Annotated in this window: 20 protein-coding genes; 10 read left to right on the top strand and 10 right to left on the bottom strand. The window is 73.8% G+C overall.

The window, feature by feature from the left end; translation table 11 throughout:
• Nucleotides 1–102: 102 nt before the first annotated feature.
• Nucleotides 103–1,374, bottom strand: a complete 1,272-nt coding sequence (locus ACIA5F_RS03165; protein WP_399348505.1) for a magnesium transporter MgtE N-terminal domain-containing protein — start codon at nt 1,372–1,374, stop codon at nt 103–105.
• A gap of 191 nt (nt 1,375–1,565) precedes the next feature.
• On the opposite strand from ACIA5F_RS03165, the gene ACIA5F_RS03160 reads away from it, so the two are divergent.
• Nucleotides 1,566–2,375 carry a hypothetical protein gene (locus tag ACIA5F_RS03160; protein ID WP_399348503.1) on the top strand — a complete coding sequence of 270 codons (810 nt, stop codon included), beginning with the start codon at nt 1,566–1,568 and terminating at the stop codon, nt 2,373–2,375.
• A gap of 64 nt (nt 2,376–2,439) precedes the next feature.
• Here ACIA5F_RS03160 and ACIA5F_RS03155 read toward each other — a convergent pair whose 3' ends face one another.
• Nucleotides 2,440–2,973 carry a hypothetical protein gene (locus tag ACIA5F_RS03155; protein ID WP_399348501.1) on the bottom strand — a complete coding sequence of 178 codons (534 nt, stop codon included), beginning with the start codon at nt 2,971–2,973 and terminating at the stop codon, nt 2,440–2,442.
• Between the two features lie 100 nt (nt 2,974–3,073).
• Nucleotides 3,074–4,189: a magnesium and cobalt transport protein CorA gene (locus ACIA5F_RS03150; protein ID WP_399348500.1), complete on the bottom strand. Its 1,116-nt coding sequence runs from the start codon at nt 4,187–4,189 to the stop codon at nt 3,074–3,076.
• 415 nt (nt 4,190–4,604) lie between these two features.
• On the opposite strand from ACIA5F_RS03150, the gene ACIA5F_RS03145 reads away from it, so the two are divergent.
• The 4 genes from ACIA5F_RS03145 to ACIA5F_RS03130 all read left to right on the top strand — a co-directional run bounded on the left by ACIA5F_RS03145 (nt 4,605) and on the right by ACIA5F_RS03130 (nt 7,707).
• Complete coding sequence (locus ACIA5F_RS03145; RefSeq protein WP_399348498.1) at nt 4,605–5,189, top strand: suppressor of fused domain protein; 585 nt, start codon at nt 4,605–4,607, stop codon at nt 5,187–5,189.
• Between the two features lie 80 nt (nt 5,190–5,269).
• Complete coding sequence (locus ACIA5F_RS03140) at nt 5,270–5,920, top strand: DUF6758 family protein (protein ID WP_399348496.1); 651 nt, start codon at nt 5,270–5,272, stop codon at nt 5,918–5,920.
• Nucleotides 5,921–6,054: 134 nt separating this feature from the next.
• Nucleotides 6,055–6,921, top strand: coding sequence for a PHP domain-containing protein (locus tag ACIA5F_RS03135; protein WP_399348494.1), 867 nt, complete (start codon nt 6,055–6,057; stop codon nt 6,919–6,921).
• A 180-nt stretch (nt 6,922–7,101) separates the two neighbouring features.
• Nucleotides 7,102–7,707 (top strand): MarC family protein, encoded by a 606-nt coding sequence (locus ACIA5F_RS03130; protein ID WP_399348492.1) that lies wholly within the window; start codon nt 7,102–7,104, stop codon nt 7,705–7,707.
• A gap of 85 nt (nt 7,708–7,792) precedes the next feature.
• Here the strand turns inward: ACIA5F_RS03130 and ACIA5F_RS03125 are convergent, their stop codons facing one another.
• From ACIA5F_RS03125 to ACIA5F_RS03115, 3 genes are all read right to left on the bottom strand, one after another.
• On the bottom strand, nt 7,793–7,945 hold the full coding sequence (locus tag ACIA5F_RS03125) for a hypothetical protein (protein WP_399348490.1): 153 nt from the start codon (nt 7,943–7,945) through the stop codon (nt 7,793–7,795).
• A gap of 92 nt (nt 7,946–8,037) precedes the next feature.
• Entirely contained in the window at nt 8,038–8,910 is an 873-nt protein-coding gene (locus ACIA5F_RS03120) for an alpha/beta fold hydrolase (RefSeq protein WP_399348488.1), read from the bottom strand.
• Between the two features lie 115 nt (nt 8,911–9,025).
• Nucleotides 9,026–11,098: a DEAD/DEAH box helicase gene (locus tag ACIA5F_RS03115; RefSeq protein WP_399348486.1), complete on the bottom strand. Its 2,073-nt coding sequence runs from the start codon at nt 11,096–11,098 to the stop codon at nt 9,026–9,028.
• Between the two features lie 437 nt (nt 11,099–11,535).
• On the opposite strand from ACIA5F_RS03115, the gene ACIA5F_RS03110 reads away from it, so the two are divergent.
• Entirely contained in the window at nt 11,536–12,294 is a 759-nt protein-coding gene (locus ACIA5F_RS03110; protein WP_399348484.1) for a ferritin-like fold-containing protein, read from the top strand.
• 89 nt (nt 12,295–12,383) lie between these two features.
• On the opposite strand, the gene ACIA5F_RS03105 is transcribed toward ACIA5F_RS03110, so the two are convergent.
• The 4 genes from ACIA5F_RS03105 to ACIA5F_RS03090 all read right to left on the bottom strand — a co-directional run bounded on the left by ACIA5F_RS03105 (nt 12,384) and on the right by ACIA5F_RS03090 (nt 14,227).
• Entirely contained in the window at nt 12,384–12,689 is a 306-nt protein-coding gene (locus ACIA5F_RS03105; protein ID WP_399348482.1) for a hypothetical protein, read from the bottom strand.
• A 156-nt stretch (nt 12,690–12,845) separates the two neighbouring features.
• Entirely contained in the window at nt 12,846–13,073 is a 228-nt protein-coding gene (locus ACIA5F_RS03100) for a DUF3107 domain-containing protein (protein ID WP_399348479.1), read from the bottom strand.
• 173 nt (nt 13,074–13,246) lie between these two features.
• Nucleotides 13,247–13,885, bottom strand: a complete 639-nt coding sequence (locus ACIA5F_RS03095) for a TetR/AcrR family transcriptional regulator (protein WP_399348477.1) — start codon at nt 13,883–13,885, stop codon at nt 13,247–13,249.
• A 126-nt stretch (nt 13,886–14,011) separates the two neighbouring features.
• A complete protein-coding gene (locus ACIA5F_RS03090) occupies nt 14,012–14,227 on the bottom strand; it encodes a hypothetical protein (protein WP_399348475.1) in 216 nt (71 codons plus the stop codon).
• Nucleotides 14,228–14,357: 130 nt separating this feature from the next.
• On the opposite strand from ACIA5F_RS03090, the gene ACIA5F_RS03085 reads away from it, so the two are divergent.
• The 4 genes from ACIA5F_RS03085 to ACIA5F_RS03070 all read left to right on the top strand — a co-directional run bounded on the left by ACIA5F_RS03085 (nt 14,358) and on the right by ACIA5F_RS03070 (nt 18,906).
• Nucleotides 14,358–15,353, top strand: coding sequence for an alpha/beta fold hydrolase (locus ACIA5F_RS03085; RefSeq protein WP_399348473.1), 996 nt, complete (start codon nt 14,358–14,360; stop codon nt 15,351–15,353).
• A 5-nt stretch (nt 15,354–15,358) separates the two neighbouring features.
• On the top strand, nt 15,359–16,714 hold the full coding sequence (locus tag ACIA5F_RS03080) for a DUF3152 domain-containing protein (RefSeq protein ID WP_399348471.1): 1,356 nt from the start codon (nt 15,359–15,361) through the stop codon (nt 16,712–16,714).
• A gap of 70 nt (nt 16,715–16,784) precedes the next feature.
• Nucleotides 16,785–16,880, top strand: coding sequence for an Ms4533A family Cys-rich leader peptide (locus ACIA5F_RS03075; RefSeq protein ID WP_399348469.1), 96 nt, complete (start codon nt 16,785–16,787; stop codon nt 16,878–16,880).
• A 262-nt stretch (nt 16,881–17,142) separates the two neighbouring features.
• Nucleotides 17,143–18,906, top strand: a complete 1,764-nt coding sequence (locus ACIA5F_RS03070) for an ABC transporter substrate-binding protein (RefSeq protein ID WP_399348467.1) — start codon at nt 17,143–17,145, stop codon at nt 18,904–18,906.
• Nucleotides 18,907–19,043: the final 137 nt, after the last annotated feature.

Below are 19,043 nucleotides of genomic sequence, written 5' to 3'. Positions count from 1 at the left end.
CCCTCCGCGAGCCCGTGCTCGCGCGCCAGGAGCCGCGCCTGCTCGCGCCGCTCCCGGATCTGCTCCCGGCGCCGCTCGCGCGCCTGCTCGCCACGCCCCCGCTCAGTGGCCACGGACGGCCTCCTCGGAGTGGAAGTCGGTCTCCCGCCAGTCCTGCGGCAGCAGGTGGTCCAGTACGTCGTCCACGGTCACCGCGCCCAGCAGCGAACCGCTCTCGTCGACCACCGGCACCGCGACCATGTTGTACGCGGCGAGGTAGCTGGTCACCACGGGCAGCGAGGCGTCCGGCCGCAGCGGCGGCAAGTCGGTGTCCACGATCGAGCTGACCAGCGTGAACGGCGGGTCCCGCAGCAGCCGCTGGAAGTGGATCGTGCCCAGGTACTTGCCCGTCGGCGTCTCGTCCGGCGGCCGGCACACGTACACCTGCGCGGCCAGCGCCGGCGACAGGTCCGCCTGCCGTACGCGGGCCAGCGCGTCCGCGACCGTCGCGTCCGGCCGCAGCACGATCGGCTCGGTGGTCATCAGACCGCCCGCCGTCCGCTCCTCGTACGACAGCAGGCGCCGCACGTCGGCCGCGTCGTCGGGCCGCATCAGCGTCAGCAGCCGTTCCTTGTCGTCCTCGGGCAGCTCGGAGAGCAGGTCGGCCGCGTCGTCCGGGTCCATCGCCTCCAGGACGTCGGCCGCGCGCTCCTCCTTCAGCTTGCCGAGGATCTCCACCTGCTCGTCCTCGGGCAGCTCCTCCATGACGTCCGCGAGCCGGTCGTCGTCGAGGGCGTTGGCCACCTCGGCACGCCGCTTCGGCGTCAGGTGGTGCAGGACGTTGGCCACGTCGGCCGGGCGCATCTGCTCGAAGGTGGCCACCAGGTTCTCGGCGCCCTGCCCGTGCTCCTCCAGCGAGAAGCCCGTCACCGCCGACCATTCCACCGTCAGGGTCTCGCCGCGCCGGCGCAGCGCCCCGGCCTTGCCCTTGCGGACGAAGATCTTGTCGATCTCCCAGTCGCGGCGGGCCGGGAGCTGCTGGATGGCCACGTCCAGGACGGTGACCTCCTCGTCGTCCGCGACCAGCCGCACCCGCCGGTCCAGCAGCTCGCCCAGGACCAGCCGCTCGGTGGGGCGCTGCTCGAAGCGCCGCATGTTGACGACCCCGGTCGTGATGACCTGCCCGGACTCCACGCCCGTGACCCGGGTCATGGGCAGGAAGATCCGGCGCCGGCTGACCACCTCGACCACCAGGCCCAGCAGCCGCGGCGGACGGCCGCCGATGCGCAGCATCGCCACGAGGTCGCGGACGCGGCCGACCTGGTCGCCGTAGGGGTCGAAGACGGGCACACCCGACAGGTGCGACACGAAGATCCGCGAGGCGCCTGCAGCCATCCGAGCGCCTCCTGGAGCATCCGTCACCGTGTCCTGCCGTCCCTCAGGCTAGCCCGTGCCGCGCGCGAGCGTCCTGGTGGGGCCGTCCGCCCGGGGGTGTCCACGGCCGTACGGGGCGCGGTCGCGGGCGCCGGAGCACGGGCGGGTACGCTGCCTGCTGCCCGCAGAAGCACGACGAGAGGCACCCGCCCGTGACCGCCTACCTCCCTGCCGCGCGGCTGCGCCGGGCCGCCTTCGTCGGGGCGCTCTGCGCGAGCCTGGCCGTCACCGTGACGGGGTGCGGGGAGGACCCCGACGAGGGCACCAACGGGGTCGGCAAACTCTCCCCCGCCAAGATCGAGGCCAAGGCCCGCTCCGCCGCCACGGCGGCCGGCTCGGTCCGGCTCTCCGGCACCCTCGTCGTCGGCGGGAAGCCCTTCACCCTGGACATGCGGCTGAAGGCGGACGGCGGCTCCGGCGAGGTGAAGTCGCAGGCGGACACCTTCCAGCTGCTGCGGGTGGGGGAGCACCTCTACCTGAAGGCGAACGCGGCGTTCTGGGGGCAGTCCGAGGCGGCCGGCAAGCTCGGCGACAAGTACGTGAAGGTGCCCGAGGGCGACCCCTCCTACAAGCAGTTCCGGGGCTTCACCGACATGGGCGTCCTGCTGGACGGGCTGCTCGGGCTGGACGGCAAGCTCGCCAAGGGCGCCTACACCAAGGTCGGCCCGACCCGGGCGGTCCAGGTCACGGCGGACGCGGGCAAGGGCGGCAAGCTCTCGGTCGCGCTGGAGGGGACCCCGTACCCGCTGCTCATGGAACGGGCCGGCGGCGCCGGGCGGGTGGAGCTGGCGGAGTGGGGCCAGACCTTCCCGCTGACCCCGCCCACGCAGGAGCAGACGGTCGACTACGGCTCCCGGCTGCCGACGGGCAAGGACGCGGGCAAGGAGCCGGGCAAGGGCGGCGCGTCCCCCTCGGCCACCTCCAAGGGCTCCGGCCAGGGCGCGAACCCCACCACCCCCTGACCCGGCCGGTCCGGGTGGGTCCGTACGGCGGGTCCGGGTCCGGGCCTGGCGCCCCGGCGCCGCCCTACGCCTTCTTCCGGCCCTTGGTGCGGTCCTTCTTCTTCCGCTTCAGCAGCAGCCTCGGCAGCGCGTCCGGAGCCGGGTCGCGGGTGGTCGCCGGGGACGCCAGCGGGGCCGCCGCCAGCGAACCGGCCGGAAGCTCCTCCCGGACCGCCTCCGGCTCCAGCCGCAGCAGCCGGCACTCGCGCGCCCACCGCTCGGTCATCCGCTCCGAGTCGGGCGCGTTCAGCCGCTTGCCCTTCAGCTCGGCGACGGCCGCCAGCCACGGCTCGCCGCCGGGCGCGAGCTCCCGCACCGTCGCCGTCCAGGCCACCAGCCGGCCGCCCTTGTCCTTGCTGCGCACGGTCACCTCGGCCGCCGAACCGTCCGCCAGCCCGGGGAACGGCTGCTCGCCGGGGCCGTCGCCCAGTACATGGGCGGCGCCGTCGACCCAGGCGTGCCACAGCGCCCGGTCCGGCCCGGAGCCGCGCACCCAGATCAGGCCGGACTTCTTGGTGGCCTCCTCGACGAGGGCCAGGTCGAGCGTGCGCAGAGTCATGCGCACCAGGGTAAGGGGGCGCCGGGACAGAATCCCTGGAGCCCGGTGCTGTGATCGGGAAGCTCCACCGGCGGGCCGGTGGAGCTTCCCGATCACAGGGCTAGAGCCAGCCGTGGCGGCGCAGGGAGCGGTGGATGGTGAAGCAGATGGCGACGATCGAGGCCATCACCATCGGGTAGCCGTAGCGCCACTGGAGCTCCGGCATGTGCTCGAAGTTCATCCCGTACACCCCGCAGATCATGGTCGGCACGGCGATGATCGCCGCCCAGGAGGTGATCTTGCGCATGTCCTCGTTCTGGGCGACCGTCGCCTGCGCCAGATTGGCCTGGAGGATCGAGTTCAGCAGCTCGTCGAAGCCGACGACCTGCTCGTGCACGCGCGCCAGGTGGTCGGCGACGTCCCGGAAGTACTTCTGGATGTCCGGGTCGACCAGGCGCATGGGGCGCTCGCTCAGCAGCTCCATCGGGCGCAGCAGCGGGGAGACCGCCCGCTTGAACTCCAGCACCTCGCGCTTGAGCTGGTAGATGCGGCCCGCGTCACCGCCGCGGGTCGCGCCCTTGGCGGGGGCGGCGAAGACCGCGCTCTCCACCTCGTCGATGTCGTCCTGCACGGCCGCCGCGACCGCGATGTAGCCGTCCACGACGTGGTCGGCGATGGAGTGCAGGACGGCCGAGGGGCCCTTGGACAGCAGCTCGGGGTCGTCCTGGAGGCGGTGGCGCAGGCCCCTGAGGGAGCCCTGTCCGCCGTGCCGGACGGTGATGACGAAGTCGGGGCCGGTGAAGCACATCACCTCGCCGGTCTCCACCACCTCGCTGGTGGCGGTCAGTTCGGCGTGCTCGACGTAGTGGATCGTCTTGAAGACGGTGAAGAGGGTGTCGTCGTAGCGCTCCAGCTTCGGCCGCTGGTGCGCGTGGACCGCGTCCTCCACGGCGAGCGGGTGCAGTCCGAAGAGGGCGGCGATGCCCGCGAACTCGTCCTCGGTCGGCTCGTGCAGGCCGATCCAGGCGAATCCGCCCTCCTCCCGGACCCGGCGCATCGCCTCGCGCGGGTTCAGGCAGGTGGTTCCCCTGGTGCGGCGGCCGTCGCGGTAGACGGCGCAGTCGACCACCGCACTGCTCGCGGACGGGTCACGGGTGGTGTCGTACCCGGACTGGGCGGGGACGGACTTGCGCAGCGACGGACGGACGGCCGCACGCAGGTAGGGCAGCATCGACATGGCAGGCTCCTTCGCACGCACGGCCGCGGACCGTACGGGTGGGAGGGCCCCTCCGGTGGCACTGCCGCACGGGCGGGCAGGCCCGGGTGGACGGAGGGAAGCAGGACGGGAGGACAAAGTTCTGCCGTCGCTCTTCTACTGATCAGGAGATCACAGGGGGCGGGGTACGCCCGGCACAGAAGTGGAAGAGCGATTGGTACTGCACGATCGACTTCGATCCACCGCAGCCCCACCTCCTCCGGCCGGTCCCCCGTGGGGGAAGTCCTGTCCTCGGGGGAGCACCGAACCACCACCCCCGGCTACCGCCGGTCGGGGCCCTTGCTGCGTACGGACCCGACCAGCTGTCAACACTAACAGCCGACGGGTGGTCAAGACCCGCCCTTTACCCGCCTGATACGCGTTCTATGCTCGGTTCATGGCAGAAATTCTGGCACTTGTCGAGGCCCGGCTGCGCTCCGCGCTCGGCGAACCCGAGGCCCGCGCCGCCGTCACCTTCCTGGGCACCGACCGGATCGAGGTGCTCCGCTTCGCCGGGGACGGTCTCGTGCGGTACGCCACCCTCGGGATGTCCGCGCACCCCATGACCGATCCGACCTCCGTGACCGCCGACCCGGTGCGCGGGCCGCGCGCCGAGCTGGTGCTGACCGTCCGCGGGGGCCTGGCCCCCACCGACAAGCTGCTCCGGCCGCTCGCGGTCCTGGCCGCCTCCCCCCAGGTCGAGGGGCTGGTCGTGGCGCCCGGGGCCTCGCTGGAGGTGGGCGGACCGCTCTGGGACGGAGCACCCTTCAGCTCGGTGCTCGTCGCCGAGCCCGGCGGCCTGGTGGAGGACCTGGAGCTGGACGCGCCCCTGGACCCGGTGCGCTTCCTGCCCCTGCTGCCGATGACGGCGAACGAGGCCGCCTGGAAGCGGGCCCACGGCGCGGCGGCCCTCCAGGAACGCTGGCTCGCGCGCGGCACCGACCTGCGGGACCCGCTGCGCCGGGCCGTCGCGCTCGACTGAGACCCGGCGGGACCCCCGCGGGCCCCGGACGGGTGATCGCGTCTTGACGCGGCGCCGGGCGGGGAGGAGCGTGGCTTGGTATGAGGGGCGAACCGAGTTGCCCGAAGTGCGGTGGCCGGGTCAGGGCGCCCGGCCTCTTCGCCGACTCCTGGCAGTGCGCCGCGCACGGCGCCGTCCACCCCCTGCAACCCGTCCTGCCGCCCGGCGTCGAGGGCCTGAACGCGGTGGCCGCCCGGGCCCGGGTGCCCGTGTGGATGCCCTGGCCGCTCCCGGTGGGATGGCTGTTCACCGGGGTCGCCACCGCCGGTGACGACCGCAGCGGCGGCCGGGCCACCGCCGTGGCCTGCACGGGACCCGGGCCGGTGGGCGGCCTCGGCGAGCTGCTGCTCGTCGCGGAGGAACTCGGCGTCGGCCTCGGCGCCCGGTACGCGGGGATCGACGGCCCCGACCCCGGCCCCTACCTCGACGTCTCGGCCCCGCCCCACGCCAAGGTCGTCGCGGCGGGCCGTCCCACACCGCTGTGGCACGTCACCGGCGCCCCCGACGACCGGGCCGTCTTCGCGGGCGAGGCGCGGGGCCTGTGGCTCTGGGCGGTGGTCTGGCCCGGGCAGTCCGGCCTCCTGATGTACGACGAGCTGGTCCTCACCGACCTGCGGGACGCCGGGGCCGAGATCGAACTCCTGCCCTGCGGCGCCCTGAGCCCCCGCATCCTGGGCCCGGCCCGACCGTAGCCCGGCCGGGCCCCGGCCCCGGGCCGGCCGGCGCGGTCCCGCACGGGCCGCCCGGCGGCAGGGCTTGCCGGCCGGTCCCTCCACCCCGGTTATCCTGGAGCGTCCCCCGCCCGTACGAACCCTGGAGCCCGGCTGTGCGCATCGACCTGCACACCCACTCCACGGCTTCCGACGGTACGGACACCCCCGCCGAACTGGTGCGGGGCGGGGCCGCGGCCGGGCTGGACGTGGTCGCGCTGACCGACCACGACACCGTACGGGGACACGCCGAGGCGGTCGCCGCCCTTCCGGCCGGGCTGACGCTGGTCACCGGGGCCGAACTCTCCTGCCGGCTCGACGGGGTCGGGCTGCACCTGCTCGCGTACCTCTTCGATCCCGAGGAGCCCGAACTCTCCCGTGAGCGCGAGCTCGTCCGGGACGACCGGGTCCCGCGCGCCCGCGCCATGGTCGGCAAGCTCCAGGGGCTCGGTGTGGACATCACCTGGGAACAGGTGGCCCGGATCGCCGGTGCGGGCTCCGTGGGCCGGCCGCACATCGCCACCGCCCTGGTCGAGCTGGGTGTCGTGCCCACCGTCTCGGACGCCTTCACCGCCGACTGGCTCGCCGACGGCGGCCGGGCCCACGCGCAGAAGCACGAACTCGACCCCTTCGACGCGGTCCGCCTGGTCAAGGCGGCCGGCGGGGTCGCCGTCCTCGCGCACCCCGCCGCCGTCAAGCGCGGCCGGTGCGTGTCCGGGGAGACGGTCGCGGCGCTGGCCGCCGCCGGTCTGGACGGCATCGAGGTCGACCACATGGACCACGACACCGCCGCCCGCGCCCGGCTGCGCGCCCTGGCCGGGGAGCTGGACCTCCTGACCACCGGGTCCAGCGACTACCACGGCAGCCGCAAGACCTGCCGCCTCGGCGAGTACACGACCGACCCCGAGATCTACGGCGAGATCACGCGCCGTGCGACCGGCGCCTTCCCCGTGCCCGGCGCCGGTGGAGACACCCGCGCCTGAGCGCCCGCACGGCCTGCCCGCACGGCCCGGCCCGCCTCCGCGCGGCCGGGTCCCGTAGGGCCGGTCCCGTACGGAACGGCTCCCCGCGCGGCGGCCCCGGCCACCCCGCCCGGTCCGCCCGTGCGCCCACCTCCTTTGAGCCCGTCCTTCTCGTCACACCCTCTCCCGCAAGGCATCACTGTGTTCGACTTCGCCGTCTTCGGTTCCCTCTTCCTCACGCTTTTCGTGATCATGGACCCCCCGGGAATCACCCCGATCTTCCTCGCCCTGACCTCCGGCCGCCCCGCCAAGGTGCAGCGCCGGATGGCCTGGCAGGCCGTCTGCGTAGCCTTCGGCGTCATCGCCGTCTTCGGTCTCTGCGGCCAGCAGATCCTGGACTACCTGCACGTGTCCGTCCCGGCGCTGATGATCGCCGGTGGTCTGCTGCTCCTGCTGATCGCGCTCGACCTGCTCACCGGCAAGACCGACGAGCCGAAGCAGACCAAGGACGTGAACGTCGCGCTCGTCCCGCTGGGCATGCCGCTGCTGGCCGGGCCCGGTGCGATCGTCTCCGTCATCCTGGCCGTGCAGAAGGCCGACGGGCCCTCCGGTCAGCTCTCCGTCTGGTCCGCGATCATCGCCATGCACCTGGTGCTGTGGATCACCATGCGCTACTCGCTCGTGATCATCCGGGTCATCAAGGACGGCGGCGTCGTCCTCGTGACGCGCCTCGCCGGCATGATGCTCTCCGCGATCGCCGTCCAGCAGATCATCAACGGCGTGCTCCAGGTGGTGCGCGGGGCCTGAGCCCCGCCCCGCCCCCGCACACACGAACGCCCCCGCAACCGGTTCTCGGTGCGGGGGCGTCGACGTCTGTGCGGTGTGCCGCAGGTCAGGAGGCCGCCGTCGCGGCCGGGCGGATCAGGATGCGCTGGCCGACGGCCGCCGCCTGCTGCACGATCCGGTTGACGGAGGCCGCGTCCACGACGGTGCTGTCCACGGCAGATCCGTCGACGTCGTCCAGGCGCAGAATCTCGAAGCGCACGGGCTTCTCCCTTCGTCGTTGTTTTCCTCGTACCGGGTTCAACGAAGGACCGGAGGCAAACATTCCCTACGCTAAGGAAATTTTTTCACTGCCTAACTAGTCCTGGGTCCAAAGCCCTCGCAGCTATCCCAGAACGCGACCAGCGCACCAGCCGTGACCTGCGGATTCTCCGCGTTGGGGGAGTGTTCGGCAGCCGGGACCACGAACCGGTGGGCGCCCAGGCGCCGGGCCATGTCGTCGAGCTGCGGCACCGGCCAGGCGTAGTCGACCGTTCCCGAGAGGACCAGCTTCGGCAGCGCGACCGCGGCCAGCTCCGCCACCCGGTCCGGCTCCTGGATCAGCACCCGGCCCGTGACGATCAGCTGCTCGGGGACGGTCGCGAGCCACCGCTCGCGCAGGAACTCCGTCAGCGCGGCGGCGTCCGGCGTCGTGTCCCCGGGGTCGTGGGCGCGCATCGCGGCCCATACCGCGGGCATGTCCTCCCGAAGCTCCTCCACGGCGGCGACCAGCAGTTTCGTACGGGCCTGCTGGACCTCGTCGATCGCGGCGGGCCCGCTGCTCATCAGGGTCAGCGAGGCGAAGGGCGAGGCGTCGCGCAGCACGGCCGCGCGGGAGACCAGCCCGCCGAGCGAGTGGCCGACCAGGTGCACCGGGCCACCGCCGAGCGCGGCCGTCTGCGCGAGCACGTCCCGGGCCAGCTCCTCCAGGGCGTACGGGGCCTCCGCGCGCGGGCCGGGGCTCTGGTACTGGCCGCGCCCGTCGACGGCGACCACCCGGTACCCGGCGGCGGCCAGCGGCTCCAGGAGGGCGACGAAGTCCTCCTTGCTGCCGGTGTAGCCGGGGACCAGCAGGGCGGTGCCGCGGACGGGCCCGCCGGCCTCCTGCACGGCGAACTCGCCGCGGGCGGTGACCAGGCGGTACGCGCGGGCGACGGACGGCAGGGTGAGGCGCGGCGGCTTGCTCATGGGCCCGAGGCTACCGGCCCGTACGGCTCCGCACAGCCCGGCCGGGAGCGGATGTGCCGGTGGCCCCGGCCCCCTCGGAAAGGGGAACGGGGCCACCGGCGTACGGGCGGGAGTCTCAGGCCCCGGGGGCCTCGACCACGGCCACGGCGGCCTTGCGGGTCCGGGTGCGCTTCGGCTTGGCCGGAGCCTCCTCGGCCTCGGCGACCGGCGCGGCCTCGGGGGCCACGGCGGCGACGGCCTTGCGGGTCCGGGTCCGCTTGGGCTTGGCCGGGGCCTCCTCGGCGGCCGGAGCCTCGGCCACGACGGCCTCGGCCACGGGGGCTTCGGCGGCGACGGCGGCCTTGCGGGTCCGGGTGCGCTTCGGCTTGGCCGGAGCCTCCTCGGCGACCGGGGCCTCGACCGGGTCGGCCTCGACCGGGGTGACGGCCGCGGCCTTGCGGGTGCGCTTCGGCCTGGCGGGCGCCTCCGCGGCCACGACCTCGGCGACCGGGGTCACCGGGGCGGCCTTGGCCACCGTACGGGTGCGGCGGGCCCTGACCGGCTCGACGAGCGGCGCCATCTGGAAGTCCGGCTCCGGGGCGGTCTCCACCGCGCGGGGGCGGATGCGCCTCGCCCTGGCCGGAGCCTCCTCGACGACGGGGACCACGACCGGGGACGCCACGGGGGCCTCGGCCACGGCGGCCGGAGCGGCCTCCACGACCTCGGCGGCCGGAGCCACCACCGACGGGACCGACGCGCGGGTCCGGCGGCGACGCGGCCTGCGCGGCTCGTCGGCGGCCGGAGCCTCGGGGGCCTGCGCCACCGGGGTCACCGGAGCCGCCACGGCCACGGCCTCGGCGCCCAGCTCGCCCCCGCTCCGCGTACGGCGGCGCTGGCGCGGCGTACGGGTACGGGCCGGACGCTCCTCGGCCACCGGGGCGGCGGCGACGGCGGCAGCCGGGGCCCCGCGACCGCCACGGCCACCACGGCCGCCGGTCTCGCCCAGGTCCTCCAGGTTCTCGGCCTTCAGGCCGGCCCGGGTGCGCTCGGCGCGGGGCAGGATGCCCTTGGTGCCCGCCGGGATGTTCAGCTGCTCGAACAGGTGCGGGGAGGTGGAGTACGTCTCCACCGGGTTGTTGAAGTCCAGCTCCAGCGCCTTGTTGATCAGCTGCCAGCGCGGGATGTCGTCCCAGTCGACCAGGGTGACGGCGATGCCCTTGTTGCCCGCGCGGCCGGTGCGGCCCACCCGGTGCAGGAAGGTCTTCTCGTCCTCCGGCGTCTGGTAGTTGATGACGTGGGTCACACCCTCGACATCGATGCCGCGCGCGGCGACGTCGGTGCAGACCAGCACGTCGACCTTGCCGTTGCGGAACGCGCGCAGCGCCTGCTCGCGCGCGCCCTGGCCCAGGTCGCCGTGGACGGCGCCGGAGGCGAAGCCGCGCTTCTCCAGCTGCTCGGCGATGTCGGCCGCCGTGCGCTTGGTGCGGCAGAAGATCATGGCGAGCCCGCGGCCCTCGGCCTGCAGGATGCGGGAGACCAGCTCCGGCTTGTCCATGTTGTGCGCGCGGAAGACGTGCTGCGTGGTGTTGGCCACGGTCGCGCCTTCGCCGTCCTCGGAGACGGCGCGGATGTGCGTGGGCCGCGTCATGTACCGGCGGGCCAGTCCGATGACCGCACCCGGCATGGTGGCCGAGAACAGCATGGTCTGGCGCTTCGCGGGCAGGTAGCTCATGATCCGCTCGACGTCGGGCAGGAAGCCCAGGTCGAGCATCTCGTCGGCCTCGTCCAGGACGAGCGCCTTGACGTGCGACAGGTCGAGCTTGCGCTGGCCGGCCAGGTCGAGCAGGCGGCCCGGGGTGCCGACGATCACGTCGACGCCCTTCTTGAGCGCCTCGACCTGGGGCTCGTACGCCCGGCCGCCGTATATGGCGAGGACGCGGACGTTGCGGACCTTGCCCGCGGTCAGCAGGTCGTTGGTGACCTGGGTGCACAGCTCGCGGGTCGGAACCACCACGAGGGCCTGCGGGGCGTCGGTCAGCTGCTCGGGCGTGGCCCGGCCGGCCTCGACGTCCGCGGGGACGACGACCCGCTCCAGCAGGGGGAGGCCGAAGCCCAGCGTCTTGCCGGTGCCGGTCTTCGCCTGGCCGATGACGTCCGTGCCGGAAAGGGCGACGGGGAGGGTCATCTCCTGGATCGGGAAGGGGGACACGATGCCGACGGCCTCAAGGGCCTCGGCCGTCTCGGGAAAGATCCCGAGGTCTCGGAACGTAGTCAGGGTGCTGCCTCTTCTGTGAGACGCGGCGCGAGGCGGCGAGGGGGGTCGTACCGTGCGGTGCTTGCGGTACTGCTACGTACGAAGCCGCGCGGGACCACTAGCCTTCGCTCAAGCGCTTGTGCCGCTGAGGGGGCCCCTCGCGGGACGCGGTACGCACGAACGTACGCATCTCGCCGAGGGCGGTCGGGTTGGAGCCGATCGGGCCACCGACCGGGCATCCTCATTCGGATGGCCCGCCGAGTATTCGGCAGGCGCATTACCACTGTACCCCGGAATCGCGCAGCTGTGTCGGGCGAATTCACCGGGCAGCCACGTTTACCAGCCCTGACCAGGTGGTTCGGCCGACCTTTCGGCGAGCTATTGTGCGGAGCATGTCGACCGTAGAAAACGCCTCGCCCGCCGACGACAGCGCTCCCGACGACGCGGCCGGTATCGCCGCCCAGGACTGGACGACCGCTTCCGCCTCGCCGCAGTACCGGGCCGCCGTCGTGGACCTGCTCGGCGCGCTCGCGTACGGAGAGCTCGCGGCCTTCGAGCGCCTCGCCGAGGACGCGAAACTCGCGCCCTCGCTGGACGACAAGGCGGAGCTCGCGAAAATGGCCTCCGCCGAGTTCCACCACTTCGAGCGGCTGCGCGACCGGCTCGCGGCGATCGACGCCGATCCCACCGCCGCCATGGAGCCCTTCGCCAAGGGCGTGGACGACTTCCACCGCCAGACCGCGCCCTCGGACTGGCTGGAGGGCCTGGTCAAGGCGTACGTCGGCGACTCGATCGCCAGCGACTTCTACCGCGAGGTCGCCACCCACCTCGACACCGACACCCGCGCCCTCGTCCTGGGGGTGCTGGACGACACCGGTCACGGCAACTTCGCCGTCGGCAAGGTGCGCGCCGCCATCGAGGCGGACCCGCGCTGCGGCGGACGGCTCGCGCTGTGGGCGCGCCGGCTGATGGGCGAGGCGCTCTCGCAGGCGCAGCGCGTCGTCGCCGAGCGCGACGCCCTCTCGACCATGCTGGTCGGCGGTGTCGACGGGATGGCGGCGGGCTTCGACCTCGCGGCCGTCGGTGAGATGTTCACCCGCATCACCAAGGCGCACACCAAGCGGATGGCGGCCCTCGGCCTGGCCGCCTGAGCCGTCACGGGGACCCGGCACGGCGACCGGTCACGCGGACCGGTCACGGCGACCGGTCGCCCCGGTCCCTCCCGCGCCGCGCCCGCCGCTCAGCCCCGGGACGCGGCCGAGAGCGGCCTGCGGCGGGGGGACGGCCTCCGGGGCCGGGGCGCGGGCCGCAGCAGCAGCGACAGGACCACCGCCGACACCAGCACCGCGCCGGCGAGGGTCGCGGCCGGGGTGAGGTGCCCGGGGCCCAGGGCGAAGTGGGTCAGGTACGCGCCGAAGAGGGCGCCCAGCACCCCGCTGACCAGCACCACCCTGGGCGCCGGCAGCCGCCGCGCGAGCAGCCGCACGGCCGCTCCGGACAGGGCGAGGCCCAGCAGGGCGGAGCCGAGCGCTTCGATCATCAGCATGAGTTCCTTCCCTTGCTCCAGGGCAAACCGGATCACTGCCGTCCTACCCGGCGCGGAGGAAAGAGAAACGGCCCGGTGGGGTCAACCACCAGGCCGTTTCACTCAGTTGTCGGTATGTCAGGTCCCGGTCCTCGGGCCCCGACCCCGGCGGAACGCTCAGAGCGCGCCGAAACCGACCTTGCGCGCGCTCGGCTCGCCCAGGTCGACGTACGACAGGCGGTCGGACGGCACCAGGACCTTGCGGCCCTTGACGTCGGTGAGGCTCAGCAGCGGCGCCGTGCCGGACAGCGCGGCGGCGACGATGCTCTCCAGCTCCTCGGCGCTCAGGTCGCTCTCCAGCACGATCTCCCGGGGTGCGTGCTGCACGCCGATCTTGACCTCCACGGCTTTGTCCCTCCGACGGTCCGTTTCGCGCGATCCAGCCGCGCCGTACGCGGTCCACATTAGCCCGGTGAGGCGACGGAACCCGCTCGGGGCGGGCACGCTCGCAGCGAACAGCGGCCGTACCCGGCCGTACCCGCCGGGGCCCGCGTGCCCCGGCCGGGCGGGAGGTCCGGTCAGATGTCCGTGGCGTGCAGCGGGAAACCGGCGATGCCGCGCCAGGCCAGCGAGGTCAGCAGGCCGACCGCCGTGTCCCGGGGGACCGGGCTCCCGCTGGAGAGCCAGTACCGGGCGACGACCTGGGACACCCCGCCCAGACCCACGGCCAGCAGCATCGACTCGTCCTTCGACAGGCCGGTGTCCTCGGCGATGACCTCGCAGATGGCCTCGGCGCACTGGAGCGAGACCCGGTCGACGCGCTCGCGGACCGTCGGCTCGTTGGTGAGGTCGGACTCGAAGACCAGCCGGAAGGCGCCGCCCTCGTCCTCCACGTACGCGAAGTAGGCGTCCATCGTCGCGGCCACGCGCAGCTTGTTGTCGGTCGTGGACGCGAGCGCGGTGCGCACGGCCAGCAGCAGCGCCTCGCAGTGCTGGTCCAGCAGGGCCAGGTACAGGTCGAGCTTGCCGGGGAAGTGCTGGTAGAGCACCGGCTTGCTGACTCCGGCGCGCTCGGCGATGTCGTCCATCGCCGCCGAGTGGTAACCCTGGGCGACGAAGACCTCCTGGGCCGCGCCCAGCAGCTGGTTGCGCCGGGCCCGGCGCGGCAGTCGCGTGCCCCGGGGACGCGCTGCTTCGGTCTGCTCGATGGCTGTCACGCCGCCTCCCACTTTCTCCAAGAACACAGTGCGCTCTGCGCCGCGCCGCCATCGTACTTTTCGGTAACCGCATCTGGTGGGTTCAAGCCGAGTTTTCTCGCGGTACGGACCAGCCTGACGCGCTGGTCAGCGGTACTCCTCCTCGTCCAGGGGAACGACCCGGGCCTGTTCGGAGGCGTCCGCGTCGGTGGCCTCGCCCCGCTCCACGCCGGTGAGCGGATCGTCCTCGTGCGGGCGCAGCTCGGCCAGTTGCTCCGCCACGTCCGCCTCGGGGGCCTCGACGTCCGGGGGCTCCTGGAGCTGCTCCCGGAAGGTGTCCGGCTCCGCAGGGTCGACAGTCATCGCGCTCCCCTCGCTTCCTTGGCTCAGTACGAGCCTAGGAGGATCGGGGCCGCCCCGCTACGCGGGTGCCCGGGAGCCTGTGACGGCGAACACAAGAAGCCGGGCGTGATCGTCTCGTAACATTGCCCCCATGTCTTCGACCGAGCTGCCGGGTGTACTCTCCGCCGCCGCACCCTCCTCCCAGGTGGGAGCCGTCGGCCCGGGCGAGGGCGAGCGGCTGCGCACCGTGGCGCTGCCCGGCCTGGAACTGGCCGTCCGGGTGCGCCCCCCGCTCCGTGCGGGGCTGGAGCCCGCGCTCTTCGTGCACGGCCTCGGCGGTTCCTCGCAGAACTGGTCGGCGCTCATGGCGGAGCTGGCGGACACCGTCGACGGCGAGGCCCTGGACCTGCCCGGCTTCGGCTGGTCCCCGCCCCCCGCCGACCGGGACTACTCCGTCACCGCGCTCGCCCGCGCGGTCATCCGGCACCTCGACGCCGCCGGGCGCGGCCCGGTCCACCTCTTCGGCAACTCCCTCGGCGGCGCCGTCTGCACCCGGGTCGCCGCCGTCCGGCCCGACCTGGTGCGCACGCTGACGCTGGTCTCGCCCGCCCTGCCCGAGCTGCGCGTGCAGCGGTCGGCCCTGCCGACCGCGCTCCTCGCCCTGCCGGGGACGGTCGCCCTGCTGGGCCGGCTGACCCGGGACCTCACCGCCGAGCAGCGCACCCGCGGCGTGCTCGGCCTCTGTTACGGCGACCCCGGCCGGGTCACCCCCGAGGGCTACCGGCGGGCCGTCGAGGAGATGGAGCGGCGGATGGCCCTGCCGCACTTCTGGGAGGCGCTGGCCCGCTCCGCGCGCGGCATCGTCGACGCGTACACGCTCGGCGGGCAGCACGGGCTGTGGCGCCAGGCCCAGCGGGTCCTCGCCCCCGCCCTGCTCGTCTACGGCGGCCGGGACCGGCTCGTCTCGTACCGCATGGCGCACCGCGCCGCCGCGGCCTTCCGCGGGTCGCGGCTGCTGAGCCTGCCCGAGGCCGGGCACGTGGCGATGATGGAGTACCCCGAGCTGGTGGCCGCCGGCTTCCGGGAGCTGCGCCACGACGCCGGTACGGGCACACCCGGCCGGGCCGCCGAAGACGGCCGGGGCTGAGGACCGTGGGACGACATAGCCGCAAGGACCCGGCCCCCGCCCGTCCGGCGCCGCAGGAACCCACTGCCCCGGCCGGGGCGTACGGAGCCGGGGCCCACGAGGCCGGTCCGGACGAGGTCCGGCCCGGCCGGAGGCGGGCCGAACCGGCCGTCACGCACCAGGGGTACGCGCCCTCCGCCCGCCCCGGCCGGTGGACGCGGGAGGGGGGCCACCCCGAGCAGCGCGAGCCCGGCGGGGCCTGGGGGGCCGGTCCCGCTCCCGCCGACCCGGCCGCGATGCGGCCCGGCCGCCCCGTACCGGCGCCCGCCGCCGCGGCCCCGCACCGCCTCGCCGTCGACACCGACACCCCCGCCTTCGGGACCCCCGCACTGGGCTTCCCGCAGGTCCCACAGGTCGCGCAGGCCCCGGTGGGCCCGCAGGCTCCGGCGGGCGGCGATCCCGCCACCTCCACCGGCTCGCACCGCCGGATTCCCGGCCCGCGCAAGCCCGCCGACGCACCCGCCGAGGCGCCCGCCGCACCACCCCCCGGGGAGCGGCGCGGCCTGCGGGCCCGTACGTACACCGGCATCGCCGCCGCGGCCGTCACCGCCGTCCTCGCCGTCGTCGTGGCCGGTCAGGTGGCCTCCGAGGGCGAAGCCGACAGCGCCCGCGCGCTCTCCGCCGACGACGGGGGCGCGGCCGAGGCGCACTCCGCCCGCTCCGAGGGCCATCCGCCGCCGCAGACCCCGGTGGTCCCGCCGGCCGCGCCCGCGCCGGAGCCGACGTACGAGCAGAAGATGGCCCGGCAACTGCCCATCGACCCGAAACTCGCCGGACCGGGCACCTTCGACACCGTGCCCGGCATCGCCCCGGCGCCCGGCAAGGGCCGGGTCGTGCGTTACCGGGTCGACGTCGAACAGGACCTCGGCATGGACGGGCAGCTGTTCGCCGAGGCCGTCCACCGCACCCTCAACGACCCGCGCAGCTGGAGCCACGGCGGCGCCCGCACCTTCACCCGGGTCCCGGGCGGCGAGGCCGACTTCGTGATCACCCTGGCCAGCCCGGGGACCACCGGAGTCTGGTGCGCCAAGTCCGGGCTCAACACCACCATCGACAACGTCTCCTGCGACTCCGCGTCCACCGACCGCGTGATGATCAACGCGTTCCGCTGGGCGCAGGGCTCGCCGACCTACGGCGCGGACCAGATGTTCGCCTACCGGCAGATGCTCATCAACCACGAGGTCGGGCACCGGCTCGGCCACGACCACGTGAGCTGTGCCACGCCCGGCGCGCTCGCGCCGATCATGCAGCAGCAGACGAAGTCCCTCGACATCGGCGGGATTTCCTGCAAGCCCAACCCCTGGGTGTATCCCGGGAGTTGAGCCGGGCCGGTCGCGGGGCGGCAGGTCCGAGCGTTGACAACCCCTCCGGCCATCGGTAATTGTTCTCCGCATGTCGCACCGTCACACCCTCGCCGCGAGCGCCGCCATAGAGCTGGCGCTCCTCGGTGTGACCGCGCACAGCGTGGCCGACATCTTCTGTCGCTGACCTTCCTGGGCCTGGCGGCCCGGGAGGTTGTCCCGGCCCGACCGTGCCGTGACCTTCCCGCTTCTCCCCGCCGCGCCCGGGTGCACGTGTGCCCGCAGGCGCGGCTTCTTCCGGTCCCCCCGGTTCCCCTGGTTCCCCGGTTCCTCAGGTTCCCCCGAGTTCCTTGGTTCCCCGGCTTCTCGCCGACCCGGTTCCGTACCGACCGCTGCCCCTCGCGTGGCCTTTCTCCGCTCCCCCCTTCACGCCGAGAGGTCCCTTCCCCATGCTTTCCGCCGGTACAGCCCGTCAGTCCCCCATATCGCGCCGCGTCGCCGCGGTCGCCGTCAGCCTCGTACTGGCCGGGGGCGCCGCGGCCTGCGGGCCCAAGGACGGTACGGAGAAGGCGGGCGCCGGCGAGAAGCCGGGCGCCACCACCGGGGGCGCTCCGCAGAAGGGCGGCACCCTGACCGTCCTCAACGCCGAGCCGCACAACGACTTCGACCCGGCCCGCCTCTACACCTCGGGCGGCGGGAACGTCCCCTCGCTGGTCTTCCGCACGCTGACCACCCGCAACCGCGAGGACGGCGCGGCGGGCGCCAAGGTCGTGCCCGACCTGGCCACCGACCTCGGCAGGCCCAACGCCGACGCCACCGAGTGGACGTACACGCTCAAGGACGGGCTGAAGTACGAGGACGGCACCCCGATCACCACCGCCGACATCAAGTACGGCATCGAGCGCTCCTTCGCCGCCGAGCTGTCGGGCGGCGCCCCCTACCTGCGGGACTGGCTCGTCGGCGGAGAGACGTACGAGGGCCCCTACAAGGACGGCGGAAAGGGACTCGGCTCCATCGCCGTGCCCGACGCGAAGACCATCGTCTTCACGCTGCGCAAGCCCGAGGGCGAATTCCCCTTCGTCGCGACGCAGACGCAGTTCGCGCCCGTCCCCAAGGCCAAGGACACCGGCGCCACGTACGAGGAGCACCCCGTCTCCTCCGGCCCGTACAAGGTCGTCAAGAACGAGAACGACGGCGAGAACCTCGTCCTGGAGCGCAACGAGCACTGGGACGAGAAGACCGACGAGGAGCGCAAGGCGTACCCGGACCGGATCGACGTCCGCTCCGGCCTCGACGCGGCCGTCATCAACCAGCGGCTGTCCACCAGCTCCGGAGCCGACGCCGCGGCCGTCACCACCGACACCAACCTGGGCCCGGCCGAACTCGCCCAGATCAGCGGCAACACCGACGGCGCGCTCGCCGCCCGGGTCGGCACCGGCCACTTCGGCTACGTCAACTACCTCGCCTTCAACCCGAAGGTCGCCCCCTTCGACAACCCGAAGGTGCGCCAGGCCATCGCCCACGCCGTCAACCGCACCAGCGTGGTCAACGCGGCGGGCGGCTCGGCGCTGGCCGAGGCCGCCACCACCTTCCTGCCCGAGCGGGAGGCCTTCGGCTTCACGCCCTACGACCACTTCCCCGCCGGGAAGACCGGTGACCCGGCCAGGGCGAAGGAGGTCCTGAAGGAAGCGGGCTTCCCCGACGGCCTCACCATCACCCTCACCCACTCCACCGCGCAGAACCGCCAGACCAGCCCCGAGGTCGCCACCGCGATCCAGCAGGCCCTCGCCGCCGCCGGGATCACCGTCAAGCTGGAGGGGCTGGAGAACAACGCCTTCAACGAGCGGCGCTGGGACGTCAAGAACACCCCCGGCTTCTTCCTCTCCCGCTGGGGCGCCGACTGGCCGTCCGGCGGTCCCTTCCTCGCCCCGATCTTCGACGGCCGGCAGATCGTGACCAACGGTTCCAACTACAACCACGCCCAGCTCGACGACCCGGCCGTCAACGCCGAGATCGACGAGATCGCCAAGCTGACCGACCTCGCCGCGGCCGGCAAGCGCTGGGGCGCCCTCGACAAGAAGATCGGCGAACTGGCCCTGGACGTGCCGCTGTTCCACCCGGTCTACAAGCGGCTCGTCGGCAAGGACGTCAAGAACGTCGTCATCAGCGACTGGACCGGCGTCCTCGACATCTCGCAGGTCTCCGTCAAGTGACCTTCGCAACCGACCGTGGGGGGGGGGGGGGGCGGGGGGGGGGGGCCCCCGCGGGCCCCCCCCCCCCCGGGGGGGGGGGGGGGGGGGGGGGGGGGGCCGCGCGGGGGGGGGGCGCCCCCCGCCGGCGCCGGCGGCGG

This window comes from Streptomyces sp. NPDC051567 (assembly GCF_044454165.1).
Lineage (GTDB): Bacteria > Actinomycetota > Actinomycetes > Streptomycetales > Streptomycetaceae > Streptomyces.
Note: the sequence above shows the minus strand (reverse complement) of the source record. Positions and strands in the feature narration are given on the sequence as shown.